Annotated in this window: 2 protein-coding genes (both cut by a window edge); both read right to left on the reverse strand. The window is 71.4% G+C overall.

The features are described from left to right. Positions 1–18300, reverse strand: the 5' portion of a protein-coding gene (locus ACQP2X_RS34710) for a non-ribosomal peptide synthase/polyketide synthase (RefSeq protein WP_498689142.1). Its footprint begins 13125 nt before the window's first position; the window shows 18300 of its 31425 coding nt (coding positions 1–18300); it begins with the start codon at positions 18298–18300; its stop codon lies off the left edge, out of view. Continuing rightward, positions 18300–19269, reverse strand: partial view of a non-ribosomal peptide synthase/polyketide synthase gene (locus ACQP2X_RS34715; RefSeq protein ID WP_498689143.1) — the final stretch only. 20471 nt of this gene lie beyond the right edge of the window; only the last 970 of its 21441 coding nucleotides appear in the window; the start codon falls outside the window, past its right edge; its stop codon occupies positions 18300–18302. Before ACQP2X_RS34715 ends, ACQP2X_RS34710 begins: the two co-directional genes overlap by 1 nt.

The following is a 19269-nucleotide window of genomic DNA, read 5'->3' on the forward strand; positions in this document are numbered from 1 at the left end:
CCGCCCACCGGCGGCGCCGGCCAGTCGCGCCGCCAGCCCGGCCGGCGTCGGCGCCTCGAACAGCGTCCGGAGCGGAAGCTCGACGCCCAGGGTGACGCGGACCCGCGACACCAGCCGGACCGCCAGCAGCGAGTGTCCGCCCAGCGCGAAGAAGCTGTCGTCGACTCCCACCGTGTCCAGGCCGAGCACCTCGGCGAAGGCCGCGCACAGCAGCTCCTCCCGCACACCGGCCGGTGCCCGGCCCGTCCCGGCGGCGATCCGCGGCGCCGGCAGGGCCCGCCGGTCCAGCTTTCCGTTGACGGTCAACGGCAGCTCCGCCAGCGACACGAACGCCGACGGCACCATGTAGTCCGGGAGCCGGCCGGCCGCCAGTTCCCGCAGTCGCGGCTCGGGGGCGTCGCCGACGACGTACGCGACCAGCCGGTCCTCGCGGGCGATCACCGCGACCCGCCGCACCGCCGGGTCGGCGAGCAGCACCCGCTCGACCTCGCCCGGCTCGACCCGGAACCCGCGGATCTTGACCTGCTCGTCGACCCGGCCCACGAAGATCAACCGGCCCTCGGTGGTCCACCGCACCCGGTCACCGGTGCGGTACATCCGCTCGCCGCCCGCGAACGGGCAGGCCACGAACCGTTCCGCGGTCAGGCCCGGCCGGCCCGCATATCCGCGGGCCAGCCCGGCCCCGGCCACGTACAACTCGCCCTCGACCCCGGCCGGAACCGGGGACAGGCTCGCGTCGAGGACGTACAGGCGGGCGTTCGCGATCGGCCGGCCGATGTCCGGCTCGTCACCGGCGGCCAGCACCGGTGACATCGACGCGCACACCGTCGTCTCGGTCGGCCCGTACGCGTTGATCAGCCGCCGGCCCGGGGCCCAGCGGTCGACGAGGCCGCGGTCCATGGCCTCGCCCGCCGACACCAGGGTGCCGAGCGACGCCACGTCCTCGGGGCGCAGCACCGCCAGCACCGCCGGCGGCAACGTCGCGTGTGACACCCGGTGGCGGCGGATCACGCCGGCCAGCCCGCCGCCGGGCAGGTCCGAGCCCGGCACCAGGTCGTCCTGTCCGGCCATCACCAGGGCCGCGCCCGAGCACAACGCCATCAGCACCTCCGAGGCGGCCGCGTCGAATCCGGCCGACGCGAACTGCAGCACCCGGGAGTCGGGCGTGACGGCGAAGTGCTCGATCTGGGCCACCGCCAGGTTCAGCGCGCCGCCGTGGGTCACGGCCACACCCTTGGGCGTACCGGTCGAACCGGAGGTGTAGATCACGTAGGCCAGGTCGGCCGGCCGGACCACTGGGCGGGTCGGGAGAGAGCCGCCGCGTACGTCGTCGGCCCAGATCACCGAGAGTCCGTCCACGGCGGACATGGGGGTGTCACGGTTCGACACCACGGTCCGGGCGCCGCTGTCGGTCAGGACGTACCTGATCCGCTCGGCCGGAAGCCTCGGGTCGACCGGCAGGTACGCCGCGCCGGCCTTCCACACCGCCAGGATCGACGCGATCAGGTCGAGGCCGCGCGGCATCATCAGAGCGACCGGCGACCCGCCGTCCACCCCCGCCGCCAGCAGGGCCGCCGCCAGCTCGTCGGCCCGCCCGTCCAGTTGCGCGTAGGTCAGCTCGCTGTCCCCGGAGACGACCGCGACGGCGTCCGGGTGAGCGGCCACGCCGGCCGCGACGAGGTCGAGAACGGTGCCGGCCGGCACCGGCGCCGCCGTGTCGTTCCAGCCGTCGAGGATCCGGTCGCGCTCGCCGTCGTCGAGGATCCCGACCGCGGTCAGGCAGGTCGCGGGCTCGTCGGCCAGCGCGGCCACCAGGCCCCGCACCGCGGCGCCCATCAGGCCGGCCACCGATGCCGGCGAGATCGGGCGGCGCGCCTCGACCACGATGCTCAGGGCGCCGTCACGGTCGTTGATCGCCACGGCCAGCGGATAGTTGCTGCGTTCCCTGGTACCGACGCTGCGCATGCCGCCGACCGGGCCGCCGTTGTCCTTGCGGCCACCGCCGGTGATGTGCCGGTAGTTGAACAGCGAGGTGAACAGGGGCACGTCCCCGGGCATTCCGCTGGCCTGCTGAGCCAGCGCGAGCGGCGCGTGTTCGTGCTCCAGCAGGGCAGCCAGCTGCCCGCGCATGGCCTCGACGGCCCCGCGCACCTCCCGGCCGGCGAGCACCCGCACCGGCAGGGTGTTGATGAACGGCCCCAGCACCCGGTCGGCGCCCTCACCGGCGTTGAACCGGCCGAACAGCACCGTCCCGAACACCACGTCGTCGCGGCCGGACAGCGCGGCCAGCACCCGCGCCCACGCCACGTGCAGCACCGTCGCGGGTGACACACCCATCCGCCGGGAGACGTCGTGCAGCGCGGAGACCGTCTCCTCCGGCACCCGCAGCGCGGCGGTCGACGAGGTGCGGCCGTCGCCGCGGACGTCCAGGATCCCGTACGGGGCGGTCGGCTCGTCGACGTCGCCGAGCAGCCCGGCGAAGTACCGCTCGTGCTCCTCGCGCGGCACGGCCCGGCTCTGCGCCACGAAGTTCCGGAACGGCAGCGCCGGTGCCAACTCGGCCGCGCGCCCGGTGAGGATCAGCCGCAGCTCGTCCAGCAGGGTGTCCATTCCCACGTGGTCCTGGACCGCGTGATGCATCCGCAGCAGGGCCAGCCACCGGCCCTCACCGGCGGCCGCCACGTGCAGGTCCATGAGTGGCGCCCGGCCCAGCGGGACGCCGGGGCCGGCGGCCGCGGTCAGCGACGCGGCGCCCGGGCCGGCCGGCTCGTGCTCGACCACGGGGAACGTGGCCCGGCGCCACACCACCTGCACCGGTTCGCGCATCCCCTCCCACACGATCGACGTGCGGTAGATGTCGTGCCGGTCCACCACGACCCGCAGCCCGGCCACGAACGCGTCCAGGTGTTCCCGCGAGTCGAACTCGAGCGTGCGGGTCATCAGGTAGACGTCGTCGCCGCCGTCGGCGAGCAGGTGGTGGAAGAGCAGGCCCTGTTGCAACGGCGCCAGCGGGTAGATGTCGGCCACGTTGGCCGCGCCGCCCTCGACCGACGCCACCACCCGGTCGATCTCGGACGGGGTCAGGTCGACCAGGGTCAGCATCTCCGGGGTGATCGTGCGCGTCGCGGCCGGAATGAGGTTCGGCGGCACCACCACGGACAGGCCACCGGCCGAGGCGGCGAGCCCGGCCGGGGTCGGTGTCTCGAACAGCGCCCGCACTGACACGGTCACGCCCGCCGACCGCAGCCGCTCCACCAGCCGTACGGCGAGCAGCGAGTGCCCGCCGAGCTCGAAGAAGCTGTCGCCGACACCGACCGCGTCGAGCCCAAGCACCTCGGCGAACAGGGCGCACAGCAGTTCCTCGTGCACGGTCGCCGGCGCCCGGCCGTCACCACTCGCGTAGTCCGGGGCCGGCAGCGCCGCCCGGTCCAGCTTGCCGTTCGGGGTCAGCGGCAGCTCCGGCAGGCCCACGAAGGCCGACGGGACCATGTAGTCGGGAAGGCGCGACGTCGCCAGGTGCCGCAACCGCGGCTCGTCGACATCGCCGACGACGTAGGCGACCAGCCGCTCGTCCCGCAGAACCACCGCCGCCTGCCGCACCCCCTCATCGGAGAGCAGCACCTGCTCGATCTCACCCGGCTCCACCCGGAACCCGCGAATCTTGACCTGATCGTCGGCCCGGCCCGCGAACACCAGCTGACCGTCGGCCGTCCACCGGACCCGGTCCCCTGTGCGGTACATGCGCTCGCCGTCGCCGAATGGGCACGCGACAAAGCGCTCACCGGTCAAACCGGCCCGGCCCACATAGCCCCGGGCCAGACCGGCACCAGCGATGTAAAGCTCACCCGCGACACCCACCGGAACGGGCGCCAACGCGTCATCGAGAACATACAACCGCGTATTCGCGATCGGGCGGCCAAAAGGAACCGGGCCGCCCCGGCCAGCGTCCACGTCACCGGCGGCCACCATCACCGTCGCCTCAGTCGGTCCATACGTGTTCACCAACCGGCGACCCACCGACCAATCCCGCGCCGCCTGCTCACCAATCGCCTCAGCACCAACCAACAAAGTCCGCACCGAACCCAGATCCTCTGGCTCAAGCACACCCAGCAACGACGGCACCACACTCGCCGCCTCCACCGGCAGATCCCTCAACGACTGCGGCTCGGCCCGCTGCTCAGGCGTGGCAATCACCAACGTCGCCCCCGACGACAACGCCACCGCCACATCCAAAACCGAGGCATCAAAGCTGAACGACGCGAACTGCAGGATCGAGGCTCCACCCATCATCGGGCCGAACACCGACACCAAATTCATCAACGACCCATGCGACACAGCAACACCCTTGGGCTCACCGGTCGAACCCGACGTGTAAATCACATACGCCAAGGCCGCCGACAGGACCGGCCGGCGCGGGAGAACCCCACCGCGAACCTCATCCAGTCGCAGCACCGCGACGTCCGGAACGTCAGCCGCGGCCAGCACCACCCCGGCCCCGCTATCGGCCAGCACAAACCGGATCCGCTCCACCGGCAACCCCGGATCGACTGGCACATAAGCAGCACCGGCCTTCCACACCGCCACAATCGCCACCACCATGTCCACCCCACGCGGCAGACACAGACCGACCATGGACTCCACGCCCACACCCACCGCGACCAAGCCCGCCGCGAGCTCGTCCGAACGCTCATCAAGCGCCGCATACGTCAACGCATCGCCACCGCAGGACACCGCAACCGCATCCGGATCCTGCTCAGCGAACAGATCCAGAACCGTCCCCTCGCGAACCGGCATCGCCGTGTCGTTCCACCCGGACACCACCTGCGCCCGCTCGGCCGCGTCCAGCACCTCCACGTCGCGCAGCGCGATGTCCGGCGCCGCGGTGACGAGCTCCAGGACCCGGCCGAACCACTCCGCGAAGCGTTCCACGGTCGCCGGATCGAACAGGTCGGCCGCGCCGGTCACCGAGCACAGCAGCCCGTCGGGCCGGCCGGCCGTGTCGAACGTCTCGGTGAGGGTCAGATCGAGGTCGAAGCGGGCGTTGGCCGTCGTGGTGCCGGCTTCCCGGCGCCCGCCGCTCGTGATCCGTTCGAGGTTCTGGAGGGTGAGGATCACCTGGAACAGCGGGTGCCGGGACAGCGAACGGGCCGGCGACAGCTCCTCGACCAACCGCTCGAACGGCACGTCCTGGTTGGCCAGGGCCCCGAGTGTCGTCTCCCGCACCCGGCCCAGCACCTGCCGGAACTCCGGGTCACCGGACAGGTCCGTACGGATGACCAAGGTGTTGACGAAGAAGCCGACCAGGTCGTTCAGAGCCTCGTCCGTACGTCCCGCGACCGCCGCGCCGACCGGAATGTCGTCGCCCGCGCCCAGCCGGGACAGCAGCACCGCCAAGGCGGCCTGCATCACCATGAACGGCGTCACGCCCTCGGAGCGGACCAGCTCGTCCAGCCGCCGGTGCGTCTCGGCCGGCACCTTCCGATGCACCCGGTGGCCGCGGCGGCTCGCCTCGGCCGGGCGCGGCCGGTCCACGGGGAGGCTCAGCTCCTCGGGCGCACCGGCCAGGGCCTCGCGCCAGTAGCCGACCTGCCGGGACAGCCGGTCCTCGGTCAGCAGATCGCGCTGCCAGAGCGCGTAATCCGCGTACTGCACCGGCAGCGGCGCGAACCCGGGCGCCTCACCTCGTGACCGGGCGGCGTACGCGGTCGCCAGATCCCGCCGCAGCGGTCCGCTCGACCAGCCGTCACCGGCGATGTGGTGGACCACCAGCACCAGGGTCCGCTCCCCCTCGCCGGACCGGAGCAGCCGGGCCCGGATCGGGATCTCGGTGGCCAGATCGAAGGCGTACTCCGTCGCCTCCCGCAGATGCCCGCCGGTCTCCAACCGCCAGTCCAGGTCGTCGAGTTCCAGGATCCGCTGATACGGCTCACCGTCGGCCGCCGGGAACACCGTCCGCAGCGGCTCGTGCCGGCCGATCACGTCGCGCAGGGCCGCGTTCAGCGCGACCTCGTCCACGTCCTCGCCCAGCCGGATCAGGATCGGGATGTTGTACGTCGGGCTCGGGCCGTCCAGCTGAGCCAGGAACCAGAGGCGGCGCTGGGCGAACGACAGCGGCACCCGCTCGGGCCGTTCGGCCGGCCGCAGGACCGGCCGCTCCGAGCCGGTCTCCGCGCTCCCGAGCCAGGCGGCCAGGCCGGCCGGTGTCGGCGTCTCGAACAGCGTCCGCAGCGGCACCTCGACACCCAGCACGGTCCGGACCCGGGACAGCAGCCGGACCGCGAGCAGCGAGTGCCCGCCGAGCTCGAAGAAGCTGTCGCCGACACCGACCGCGTCGAGCCCAAGCACCTCGGCGAACACCGAGCACAGCAGCTCCTCGTGCACGCTCGCCGGAGCGCGGCTCACGCCACCCGCATGGTCCGGGGCCGGCAATGAGGCCCGGTCCAACTTGCCGTTCGGGGTGAGCGGCAGCTCCGGAAGCAGCACGAAGGCGGACGGGACCATGTACTCCGGAAGCCGCGATGCCGCCCGGTCCCGCAACCGCTGTTCTTCCACGTCGCCGACGACGTAGGCGACCAGCCGGTCCTCCCGGGCGATCACCGCGACCTGCCGCACCCCCGTCTCCGAGAGCAGCACCTGCTCGATCTCGCCCGGCTCGACCCGGAACCCACGGATCTTCACCTGCTCATCGGCGCGACCGGCGAAGACGAGCTGACCGTCGGCAGTCCACTTGGCCCGGTCGCCTGTGCGATACATCCGCTCGCCATCGCCGAACGGGCACGCGACAAACCGCTCACCGGTCAAACCGGCCCGGCCCACATAGCCCCGAGCCAGACCGGCACCAGCGATGTACAACTCGCCCGCCACACCCACCGGCACCGGAGCCAGCGCGTCGTCAACGACGTACAGCCGGGTGTTGGCGATCGGCCGGCCGAACGGCACCGTCCCCGGGCGGTCCGCATCCACGTCACCGGCGGCCACCATCACCGTCGCCTCAGTCGGCCCATACGTATTCACCAAGCGACGGCCCACCGACCAATCCCGCGCCGCCTGCTCACCAATCGCCTCAGCACCAACCAACAAAGTCCGCACCGACGCCAGATCTTCAGGCTCAAGCACCCCCAGCAACGACGGCACCACACTGGCCGCCTCAACCGGGACATCGCGCAACGACCGAGGCTCCGCCCGCTGCTCAGGCGTGGCGATCACCAACGTCGCCCCCGAGGACAACGCCACCGCCACATCAAGAACCGACGCATCGAAGCTGAAGGAGGCGAACTGCAGGATCGAAGTTCCACCCATCATCGGGCCGAACACCGACACCAAATTCATCAACGAGTCGTGCGAGACCGCAACACCCTTGGGCTCACCGGTCGAACCCGACGTGTAAATCACATACGCCAACGTCGCCGGCATCACCGGCCGCGGCGACAGGACACCATTCCCGCGGACCTCATCCAGCCGCAACACCGCAACGTCCGGAACATCGGTAGCGGCCAACACCACCCCGGCCCCACTATCGGCCAGCACAAACCGGATCCGCTCCACCGGCAACCCAGGATCGACCGGCACATAAGCAGCACCGGCCTTCCACACCGCCACAATCGCCACCACCATGTCCACCCCACGCGGCAGACACAAACCCACCATGGACTCCACGCCCACACCCACCGCGACCAGACCAGCGGCCAGCTCATCCGAACGCTGATCCAGCGCCGCATACGTCAGCTCATCGCCACCGCAGGACACCGCGACCGCATCCGGATCCTGCTCGGCAAACAGATCCAGGACCGTTCCAGCGCGCACCGGCGCCGCCGTGTCGTTCCACCCGGACACCACCTGCGCCCGCTCGGCCGCGTCCAGCACCTCGACATCGCGCAGCCGGACTTCGGGCGTGCCGGTCACGGTGTCGAGCACCCGCGTCAGCTGTCGGGCGAGCCGCTCGGCGGTCTCCGGTTCGAACAGGTCCGCCGAGGCGATGAACCGGCCCTCCAGACCGGCCGGCCGCCCCTGCTCGTCGAACACCTCGGAGACCGCGACGTCGAGGTCGAACTTGGCCGTGCCGGCCGACACCACGTCGGAGGACGAGCGGCGTCCACCGGTCACGCGTTCGTTGTTCTGCACGGTCAGCATCACCTGGAACAGCGGATGCCGGGCCAGCGACCGCGCCGGCGCCAACTCCTCCACCAACCGCTCGAACGGCACATCCTGATTCGCCAGCGCACCCAGGGTGGTCTCCCGCACCCGCCCCAGAACCTGCCGGAACTCCGGGTCACCGGACAGGTCCGTACGGATGACCAAGGTGTTGACAAAGAAACCGACGACGTCGTGCAGCGCCTCGTCGGACCGGCCCGCGACCGCCGACCCGACGGGAACGTCGGTGCCCGCGCCCAGCCGCGACAACAGCACCGCCAGAGCGGCCTGCATCACCATGAACACGGTGACGCCCTCGGCCCGGGCGAGCTCCACCAGCCGCTGATGCACCGGCGCCGGCACCCGCAGCGGCAGGCGATGCCCCCGATGCGACGCCACCACCGGGCGGGGCCGGTCCACGGGCAGCGTCAGCTCCTCCGGCGCACCGGCCAGAGCCTCCCGCCAATACCCCACCTGCCGCGACAGCCGGTCCTCGTCGAGCAGATCCCGTTGCCACAGCGCGTAATCCGCGTACTGCACCGGCAGCGGCGCCCAGTCCGGAGCCTCACCGCGCGACCGGGCCGCGTAAGCCGTCGAGAGATCCCGTCCCAGCACCGCGTGCGACCAGCCGTCGGTCGCGATGTGATGCAGCACCACCACCAGGACCTGCCCACGCAGCAGCCAGGCCCGGATCGGCAGCTCCGACGCCAGATCGAAGGCATGCCCGGTCACCTCGTCCGGCGACACGTCGCCCGTCTCCAGGCACCAATCGAGCCCGGCCGTCTCCAGGATCTCCTGATACGGCTCGCCGTCGGCGCTCGGGAACACCGTCCGCAGCGACTCGTGCCGGTCGATGACGTCGCGCAGGGCCAGGTTCAGCGCGTCCGCGTCGACGGCGTCGCCGAGCCGGATCACCGTGGAGGTGTTGTAGGTCGAGCTCGGGCCCTCCATCTGGGCCAGGAACCACAGGCGCCGCTGGGCGAACGACAGCGGCACCCGTTCCGGGCGCTCCGCGGCCCGCAGCACCGGGCGGAGCCGGCCGGTCTCCGCGCCCGCGAGCCGAGCCGCCAGCGCCGCCGGGGTCGGTGCCTCGAACAGCACCCGCACCTCGGTCTCGAGACCCAGCACGGCCCGGAGGCGCGACACCAGCCGCACCGCGAGCAGCGAGTGCCCGCCCAACTCGAAGAAGTTGTCCTCGACGCCGACCGCGTCCAGACCGAGAACCTGGGCGAACGCCGCGCACAGCAGCTCTTCCTGCACGGTGACGGGCACGCGACCGGCGCTGGCCGCGTACTCCGGCTCCGGCAACGCCGCGCGGTCCAGCTTCCCGTTGCCGGTCAACGGCAGCTCATCCAGCGTCACGACCACCGACGGCACCATGTAATCCGGCAACCGCCGAGCCAGCACCGCCCGCAGATCGTTGTCCTCACCGACGACATAGGCCACCAGACGGTCATCACGCACAACCACCGCCGCCCGCTCAACCCCCGGATCGGCCAGGATCAACTGCTCGACCTCACCCGGCTCGACCCGGAACCCACGAACCTTCACCTGTTGATCCGCCCGCCCGACGAAGACGAGCTGCCCGTCCGGCAGTCGGCGCACCAAGTCACCGGTGCGATACATCCGAGTGCCAGCCTCATACGGGCAAGCCACGAACCGCTCACCGGTCAACCCCGGCCGCCCCACATAGCCCCGCGCCACACCCGCGCCAGCCACATACAACTCGGCGGTCACTCCGACCGGGACCGGGCTCAGAGCGTCGTCGAGGACATACAGACGGATATTCGCCAACGGACGACCAATCGGAGCCACACCCTCGCCGGCCAACTCCGCAGTCGCCACACCCACCGTGGTCTCGGTCGGCCCATAGTGGTTGAACACCCTGCGATCCGCTGGAACCAACCCGGCCGGGACCGCCTCACCACCGAACACCAACGACGTCGCCGGCATCACCGCATCGACGGACAACGCCATCGCGTGCGACGGCACCACCTTCACGTGATCGATCCGGTGCTCAGCGATATACGACGCCACCGCAACCGGATCAGTCACCTCACCGATGATGTGCAACTCACCGCCGGTAGCCAGACTGGTGAACACCACCGTATTGCCGAGGTCGGTCACCTGCGGCTGCAACAAGCCGTAGCGGCCACCGGACCAACCCAACCGCTGCGACACCGACGACACATAGTTGGCCAGCGAACCATGGGTAACCGCTACGCCTTTTGGCCGGCCGGTCGAACCGGAGGTGTAGATGACGTAAGCCAGCGAGCGCGGGTCGATGTCCACTTCCGGTGGATTTTCCGGATATAGCGACACCATCGGGTCATCCAGAGCAACCAACGGCACCCGACCCACCGGCAAATCGTCAAGCTCCAGACCAAGCACCAACGCCGCCCGGCTATCGGCCAACATGAACGCGATCCGCTCCACCGGCATCCGCACATCAATCGGCAAATAGGCCCCGCCGGCCTTCCACACACCCAGAATCGCCGCGATCATGTCGATGCCGCGCGGCAAACACAGAGCCACCACTGAATCGGCGCCGACGCCCTGACCGCGTAAATACTGGGCAATCTGGTTGGAGCGGGCGTCCAACTGCTCGTAGGACACCTCGACCCCATCGGCGACTACGGCCACCGCCGAGTGTCTTGGGATGGACGAAAGCACCGAAGCGGCCGGGATCGGCGCGGCCGTGTCGTTCCAGCTGTGCAGAACCCGCGCCCGCTCCTCGGCGCCGAGCACGTCGACCTCACGGAGGCGCAGGGCGGGCGCGGTCGTCACCGCCTCCAGCAGGCGCAGCAGCGTGTCCACGAGCCGCTCCACCGTCGCTCGGTCGAACAGATCGACCGACCCGATCAGCGAACCCCGCAAGCCCGCCGGCGCGCCATCGTCATCGAACATCTCGCCGACCGCCAGGTAGAGGTCGAACTTCGCCGCCGTGATGAGGCCACCGTCGCGCCCGCCCGCGCGCGCTCCCGGCAGGTCGAGGGTGGCCCGTTCGTTGTTCTGGAAGGTCAGCATCACCTGGAACAGCGGATGCCGCGCCAGCGACCGTGCCGGCGCCAACTCCTCCACCAACCGCTCGAACGGGACGTCCTGGTTGGCCAGCGCACTCAGTGTGGTTTCCCGCACCCGCGCCAGTACCTGCCGGAACTCCGGATCACCGGACAGATCCGTCCGGATCACCAACGAGTTGACGAAGAAACCGACCAGGTCGTTCAAGGCCTCGTCCGTACGCCCGGCGACCGACGACCCGATCGGGATGTCCGTCCCGGCGCCCCAGCGGGACAGCAGCACCGCCACCGCCGCCTGCATCACCATGAACGTGGTGACGCCCTCGGCCCGGGCCACCTCGGCCAGCCGCCGGTGCACCTCGGCCGGCACCCGCAACGGCACCCGATGACCCTGATGACTCGAGACCGCCGGACGCGGCCGGTCCACCGGCAGGCTCAGCTCCTCCGGCGCACCGGCCAGTGCCGCACGCCAGTAACCGACCTGCGACGCCAGCAGGTCCTCGCTCAGCAGTTCCCGCTGCCACAGCGCGTAATCCGCGTACTGCACCGGCAAGGGCGCCCACGTCGGAGCCTCGCCCCGCGACCGGGCCGCGTACGCCACCGACAGGTCCTTCAGGAACGGCCGGTGCGACCATCCGTCGGCCGCGACGTGGTGCTGCACCACCACCAGGGTCCGCCCGCGCAACAGCCAGGCCCGAATGGGCGGCTCCGACGCCAGATCGAAGGCATACCCGGTCACCTGCTCCGGTGACACGTCGCTCAGCTGCAGTCGCCAGTCGAGCTCGTCCAGATCGAGAATCCGTTGATACGGCTCGCCTTCGGCGCTCGGGAACACCGTCCGCAACGCTTCATGACGGCCGATCACGTCACGCAGAGCCGCGTCCAACGCGACCGCGTCGACAGCGGCGTCGAGCCGCACGATCAAAGGAATGTTGTACGTCGCGCTCGGCCCCTCCAATTGGGCCAAGAACCACAAACGGCGCTGAGCGAACGACAACGGCACCCGCTCCGGCCGCTCCCCCACCCGCAACGCGGGCCGAGCCCGATCCGAACCCAGCCGCGAGGCCAGCCCCGCCGGCGTCGGGGCCTCGAACAACGTCCGGATCCGAACCTCCGCCCCCACCACCGCCCGGATCCGCGACAGCAAACGGATCGCGAGCAGCGAGTGGCCACCTAGGTCGAAGAAGCTGTCGTCGAGCCCGACCGAGCTCACGCCAAGAACTTGAGCGAAAACGGTGCACAGCAGCGCTTCCACCTCGCCCGCCGGCTCCCGCCCGGCCACCGCGACCGGACCGGGCTCCGGCAACGCCTGACGATCCAGCTTCCCGTTGGCCGTCAGCGGCAGCTCGTCCAGCGACACGACCACCGACGGCACCATGTACTCCGGCAGCCGCCGGGCCAGCACCGACCGCACATCACCGGCATCACCGACGACGTACGCGACCAGCCGGCCCTCCCGAACGACCACCGCGGCCTGCCGCACGGCCGGAACGGCCAGGATCAGCTGCTCGATCTCACCCGGCTCGACCCGGTAGCCACGCACCTTCACCTGCTGGTCCGCACGGCCGACGAACACCAATTGCCCGTCCGGAAGCCGCCGCACCAGGTCGCCCGTGCGATACATCCGCGCGCCGGCCTCGTACGGGCAGGCCACGAACCGCTCACCGGTCAACCCGGGACGGCCCACATAGCCCCGCGCGACACCAGCACCGGCAACATAGAGCTCCCCGGTGACCCCGACACCGACCGGCGAAAGACAGTCGTCGAGGACGTAAAGCCGCGTGTTGGCCAGCGGACGGCCGATCGGCGCCACACCAGACCCGGTCAATTCCGCGGTCGCCACGCCAACTGTGGTCTCCGTCGGCCCGTAATGGTTGAAGACCTTTCCCTCGATGGCCAACCCGGGCGGCACCGCTTCCCCACCGAACACCAACGACTTGCCCGGCGTCACCGCTGGAACCGACAACGCCATCGCATGCGACGGCACCACCTTCACGTGATCGATCCGGTGTTCGGCCAGATAGGAGGACACCGCCACCGGATCGGTCACCTCATCGATGATGTGCAACTCACCGCCGGTGGCCAGACTCGTGAACACCACCGTGTTACCCAGGTCGGTCACCTGCGGCTGCAACAACCCGTAACGGCCACCCGACCAGCCCAACCGCTGCGACACCGACGACACATAGTTGGCCAGCGAGCCATGCGTGACCGCCACACCCTTCGGCCGGCCGGTCGAACCTGAGGTGTAGATGACGTAGGCCAGCGAGCGCGGGTCGATCGACACGTCCAGCGCCGTCTCCGCAAGATCGCCGGCCGCGTCCAGATCGGACAGCACCAGACGGGCGCCGCTGTCGGCCACCATGAATTCGACCCGTTCAGCCGGGAAACCGGGGTCGATCGGCAGATACGCCGCCCCCGCCTTCCACACGCCGAGAATCGCCGTGATCATGTCGGCACCCCGGGGCAGGCGCAGCCCCACCACCGATTCCGTGCCGACCCCCTGACCGCGCAAGTACCGAGCAACCTGATTGGCGCGAGCGTCCAGCTGCTCATAGGACAGCTCGACACCATCAGCGACCACGGCGACCGCTGAATGCCGCGGAATGCTCTCCAGCACCGAGGCGGCCACGACCGGCGCCGCCGTGTCGTTCCAGCCATGCAGAACCTGCGCCCGCTCCTCGGGGCCGAGCACGTCGACCTCACGCAACCGCAGCGCCGGTGCCGCCGTCACCGCGTCCAGCACCCGGGTCAGCCCGGACACCAGGCGTTCGACCGTCGACCGCTCGAACAGGTCCACCGAGCCGGTCACCAGCCCCTGCAACCCGGCCGGGGAGCCGTCGCGGCCGAAGGACTCGCGGACGGTCACGTACAGGTCGAACTTGACCGGCGCCGTTTCCTCGATGTGCGGGATCGGCGCTCGGGAAACCTCGTGCACGCCGGGCAGTTCGAGCAGGGCCCGGTCGACGTTGAGGACGGTCAGGCCGACCTGGAACAGCGGGTGCCGGGCCAGCGACCGGGCCGGCGCCAGCTCCTCGACCAGCCGCTCGAACGGCACGTCCTGATGCGCCAGCGCGCCCAGCGTCGTCTCCCGCACCCGGGCCAGCACCTGCCGGAACTCCGGGTCGCCGGACAGGTCGGTACGGATGACCAGGGTGTTGAGGAACAGGCCGACGAGGTCGTTCACGGCGTCGTCGGTGCGTCCCGCGACCGGGAACCCGATCGGGACGTCGGTGCCCGCGCCCATCCGGGACAGCAGCACCGCCAGCGCCGACTGCAACACCATGAAGGTGGTGGCGCCCTCGGCCCGCGCGATCTCGACCAGCCGCTCGTGCACCTCGGCCGGAATGTCCAGGGCGACCCGGTGCCCGCGATGGCCGGCCACCGGCGGGCGCGGCCGGTCGATCGGCAGCGGCAGCTCCTCGGGCGCGCCGGCCAGGGCCTCGCGCCAGTACGCCACCTGGCGGGACAGCCGGCTCTCGGGATCCGTTTCGTCGCCCAGCAGTTCCCGCTGCCACAGCGCGAAGTCGGCGTACTGCACCGGCAGCGGCTCGAACCGGGGCGCCTCGCCGCGCAGCCGGGCCGCGTACGCGGTGGAGAGGTCCCGGCCGAGCGGGCGCCGGGACCAGGCGTCGGTCGCCACGTGGTGCATCAGCAGGGTGAGGATCTGCTCGTCCGGCCCGGTGCGGAACAGCCAGGCCCGGATCGGCAGGTCCTCGGCCAGATCGAAGGTGCCCTGGTTGACGCCGCTCACCGCGGCCGGCAGCTCCTCGGCGGTGACGTCGCGGACCCGCAGGCGCCAGCCGGTCTCGTCCAGGTCGAGGATCCTCTGGTACGGCTCGCCGTCCTCCGCGGCCAGGACGGTGCGCAGCAGCTCGTGCCGGCCGATGACGTCGCGCAGCGCCGCCTCGAGGACGGCCGGATCCACGTCCCCGCCGAGGCGGATCACCTGCGGGATGTTGTACGTCGGGCTCGGGCCTTCCACCTGGGCCAGGAACCAGAGCCGGCGCTGGGCGTACGACAGCGGCAGCCGTTGCGGGCGTTCGGCCGCGCGCAGGGCCGGACGGGACGAGTCGAAGCTCGCGGCGGCGATGGCGGCGGCCAGGCCGGCCGGGGTGGGCGCCTCGAACAAGGTCCGGATCTTGACCTGTACGCCCATGGTGGCCCGGATCCGGGACAGCAGCCGGATCGCGAGCAGCGAGTGCCCGCCCAGGTCGAAGAAGCTGTCGTCCGGTCCGGCCGAGCTCAGGCCGAGGATGTGCGCGAACAGGTTCCGCAGCAGCGCCTCGATCTCGCCGGCCGCCTCCCGGTCGGCGCCGGTGCCGGGCTCATCGGGCGCGGGCAGCGCCCGGCGGTCGAGTTTGCCGTTGGCGTTGAGCGGCAGCTCCGGCAGCGTCACGAACGCGGACGGCACCATGTAGTCCGGCAGCCTCCGCTCGGCCGTCTGCCGCAACCGCTCGACCGGCGCGTCGCCGGCGATGTAGGCGATCAGCCGGTCGTCGCGGACGATCACCGCCGCCTGCCGCACGCCGTCGTCGGCCAGCAGCAGCTGCTCGATCTCGCCCGGCTCGACCCGAAAGCCGCGGATCTTCACCTGCTCGTCGGCGCGGCCGGCGAACACCAGTTGCCCGTCCGCGGTCCATCGGGCCCGGTCGCCGGTGCGGTACATCCGCTCGCCGGCGCCGAACGGACAGGCGACGAAACGCTCGGCGGTCGCGGCCGCCCGGCCCACGTATCCGCGGGCCAGGCCGGCCCCGGCGATGTACAGCTCGCCGGTCACGCCGGCCGGCACCGGCGTCAGGGCGTCGTCGAGCACGTAGAGGCGGGTGTTGGCGATGGGCCGGCCGAACGGCACGGGGCCCGGGCGGTCCGCGTCCACCAGGCTCGCCGCGGTGATGACGGTCGCCTCGGTCGGGCCGTACGTGTGCAGGAGCCGGCGGCCCGGAGCCCACGTCCTGGCCGCGGCCTCGCTCAGCGCCTCCGCGCCGACCCGCAGCGTGCGCACCGAGGCCAGGTCGTCCGGCTCCAGCACGCCCAGCAGCGACGGCACCACGCTGGCCACCCGCACGGGGAGCTCGCGCAGCGACCGCGGCTCGGCCCGCTGCCGCGACGTGGCGACCACCAGCGTCGCCCCGGACGACAGGGCCACCGCCACGTCCAGCACCGAGACGTCGAAGCTGAAGGAGGCGAATTGCAGCATCGGGACACCGGGAGCGGCGCCCAGCAGCGGGCCGAAGACCGACACCAGGTTGGTCAGCGACCCGTGCGAGACCGCGACGCCCTTCGGCTCGCCGGTCGATCCCGACGTGTAGATCACGTAGGCCAGGGTGGCCGGGATGACCGGCCGGACGGGGAACGGTCCCCGGTCACACACCTCGCCGAGCTCCACCGTCGGCACACCGTGATCGCCGCCCTCGCCGAGGCACACCGTGGCTCCGCTGTCGGCCAGCACGAGCCGGATCCGCTCGGCCGGCAACTCGGGATCGACCGGAACGTAGGCGGCGCCGGTCTTCCACACGGCCAGGATCACCGCGACCATGTCGGCGCCCCGGGGCAGGCACAGGCCGACCACCGACTCGGTGCCGGCGCCGCGCTCGCGCAGCGCCCACGCCAGGGCGTCGGCCCGCGCGTCCAGGCTCGCGTACGACAGCTCGGCGCCGTCGGACACCACGGCCACCGCGTCCGGCGTCCCGGCCACCCGGCGCCGGAACAGCTCCGGCACCGTGGCCGCGTCCACCGGCGCCGCGGTGTCGTTCCAGTCGCGCAGCAGCCGGTCGCGTTCCCCGGCGGCCAGCACGCCGACCTCGTGCAGCCGCTTTCCCGGCTCCGCCGTCACCGCTTCGAGCACCCGCACCAGCCAGGTGACGAGCCGCTCGACGGTGGCCCGGTCGAACAGGTCGACCGATCCGGTCACCGATCCCCGCAGCCCCGACGGGCGGCCCTGGCGGTCGAGCACCTCGCCGACGGTCACCTCCACGTCGAACTTGGAGGGCGGCGTGCCGGTGCGCTCCAGCAGCGAGGTGGCGGGGCTTCCGGTCCCGTCGTCGGCGCGCAGTGAGGCGCGCCCACCGCCCTGCAACGAGAACACGACCTGGAACACCGGGTGCCGGCCCGGCACCCGTTCCGGGGCCAGCTCCTCGACCAGGCGCTCGAACGGCACGTCCTGGTGGGCCAGCGCGGCCAGGCTCGTCGCCCGCACCCGGGCCAGGACCTGACGGAAGTCCGGGTCCCCGGACAGGTCGGTGCGGAGCACCAGGGTGTTGACGAAGAAGCCGACCAGGTCGTTCATGGCGTCGTCGGTGCGGCCGGCGACCGGGAAGCCGATGGGGATGTCGGTGCCGGCGCCGAGCCGGGACAGCAGCACCGCCAGCGCCGACTGCATCACCATGAAGGTGGTCACGCCCTCGGCCCGGGCCAGATCGGCCAGTCGCCGGTGCACGTCGGCCGGGACGTCGAGCGGCACCCGGTGCCCGTGATGGGCGGACACGGCGGGCCGGGGCCGGTCGACCGGCAGCGCCAGTTCCTCGGGGGCGCCGTCCAGGACCTGCCGCCAATGGGCCACCTGCCGCGACAGCAGGCTCTCCGGATCCGACTCGTCGCCCAGCAGCTCCCGCTGCCACAGGGCGTAGTCGGCGTACTGCACCGGAAGCGGCGGGAAGTCCGGCGCCTCGCCGCGCAGCCGGGCCTCGTACGCCATGAAGAGATCCCGCCAGAGCGGGCGCACCGACCAGCCGTCGCTGGCGATGTGGTGCATGACCACGACCAGCACCTGCTCGTCCGGCTCGGACCCGCCGCCGTCGACCCGCAGCAGCCAGGCCCGGATCGGCAGGTCCGCGGCCAGGTCGAAGACCCGGCCGGAGACCCGCGCGACCGTGTCGGCCAGGTCGGCCGACGCCACCTCGAGCACGCCGAGGTCCCAGCTCAGCGCCTCGGGATCCACGATCCGCTGGTACGGCTCGCCGTCCTCGACGCCGAAGACGGTGCGCAGCGGCTCGTGCCGCCCGATGACGTCGCGGAGGGCCGCCTCCAGCGCGACCGCGTCGACCGTGCTGGTGATCCGGGAGACGATCGGGATGTTGTAGGCCGGGTTCGGTCCCTCGGCCTGGGTGAGGAACCACAACCGGCGCTGAGCGAATGACAGTGGAATCATCAGTGGTTCTCCCTACGCATCGGACGCAACGCCGGTCGGTTCGTCTTCTGGTTTCCGTGCTGTTCCGCGAGCTGGGCCGGTGTGGGCGCGTCGAACAGCAGCCGGACGTCGATCTCGACGCCGAGCACCGCCCGGATCCGGGTCACCAGCCGGACCGCGAGCAGCGAGTGGCCGCCGAGGTCGAAGAAGTTGTCGTGCACGCCGACGAGATCCCGTTCGAGGACCTCGCCGAAGATCTCGCAGAGCCGCGCCTCGGTCTCGGTGGCCGGTTCGCGCTGGCCGGCGGCGCCTCCGCTCCGGTCGGGTTCGGGCAGGGCGGAGCGGTCGAGCTTGCCGTTGGCGGTCAGCGGCAGTTCGGGCATCGTCACGAACGCCGACGGCACCATGTAGTCCGGCAACCGCCGGGCCAGCGCCGACCGCAGATCGCCCTCGTCACCGACGACGTAGGCGATCAACCGGTCGTCCCGCACGATCACCGCGGCCTGCCGCACCTCGCCCAGACCGAGCAGCACCTGCTCGACCTCACCGGGCTCGACCCGGAAGCCACGAACCTTCACCTGCTGATCCGCCCGCCCAACAAAGACGAGCTGCCCATCCGGCAACCGACGCGCGAGATCCCCGGTGCGGTACATCCGCTCGCCGGACCCGAACGGACAAGCCACGAACCGCTCACCGGTCAACCCCGGACGGCCCACATAACCTCGCGCAACACCAGCACCGGCCACATAGAGTTCCCCGGTCACTCCCACCGGGACCGGGCTCAGCGCGTCGTCGAGGACATACAGCCGGGTATTCGCCAACGGACGGCCAATCGGCACCACGCCCGTGCCGGTCAGCTCCGCGGTCGCCACACCCACCGTGGTCTCCGTCGGCCCATAGTGGTTGAAGACCCTGCGATCTGACGGAACCAACCCGGCCGGGACCGCCTCACCACCGAACACCAACGACGTCGCCGGCATCACCGCCTCG

It is taken from the genome of Actinoplanes sp. CA-131856 (assembly GCF_050956135.1).
Classification (GTDB): Bacteria; Actinomycetota; Actinomycetes; order Mycobacteriales; family Micromonosporaceae; genus Actinoplanes.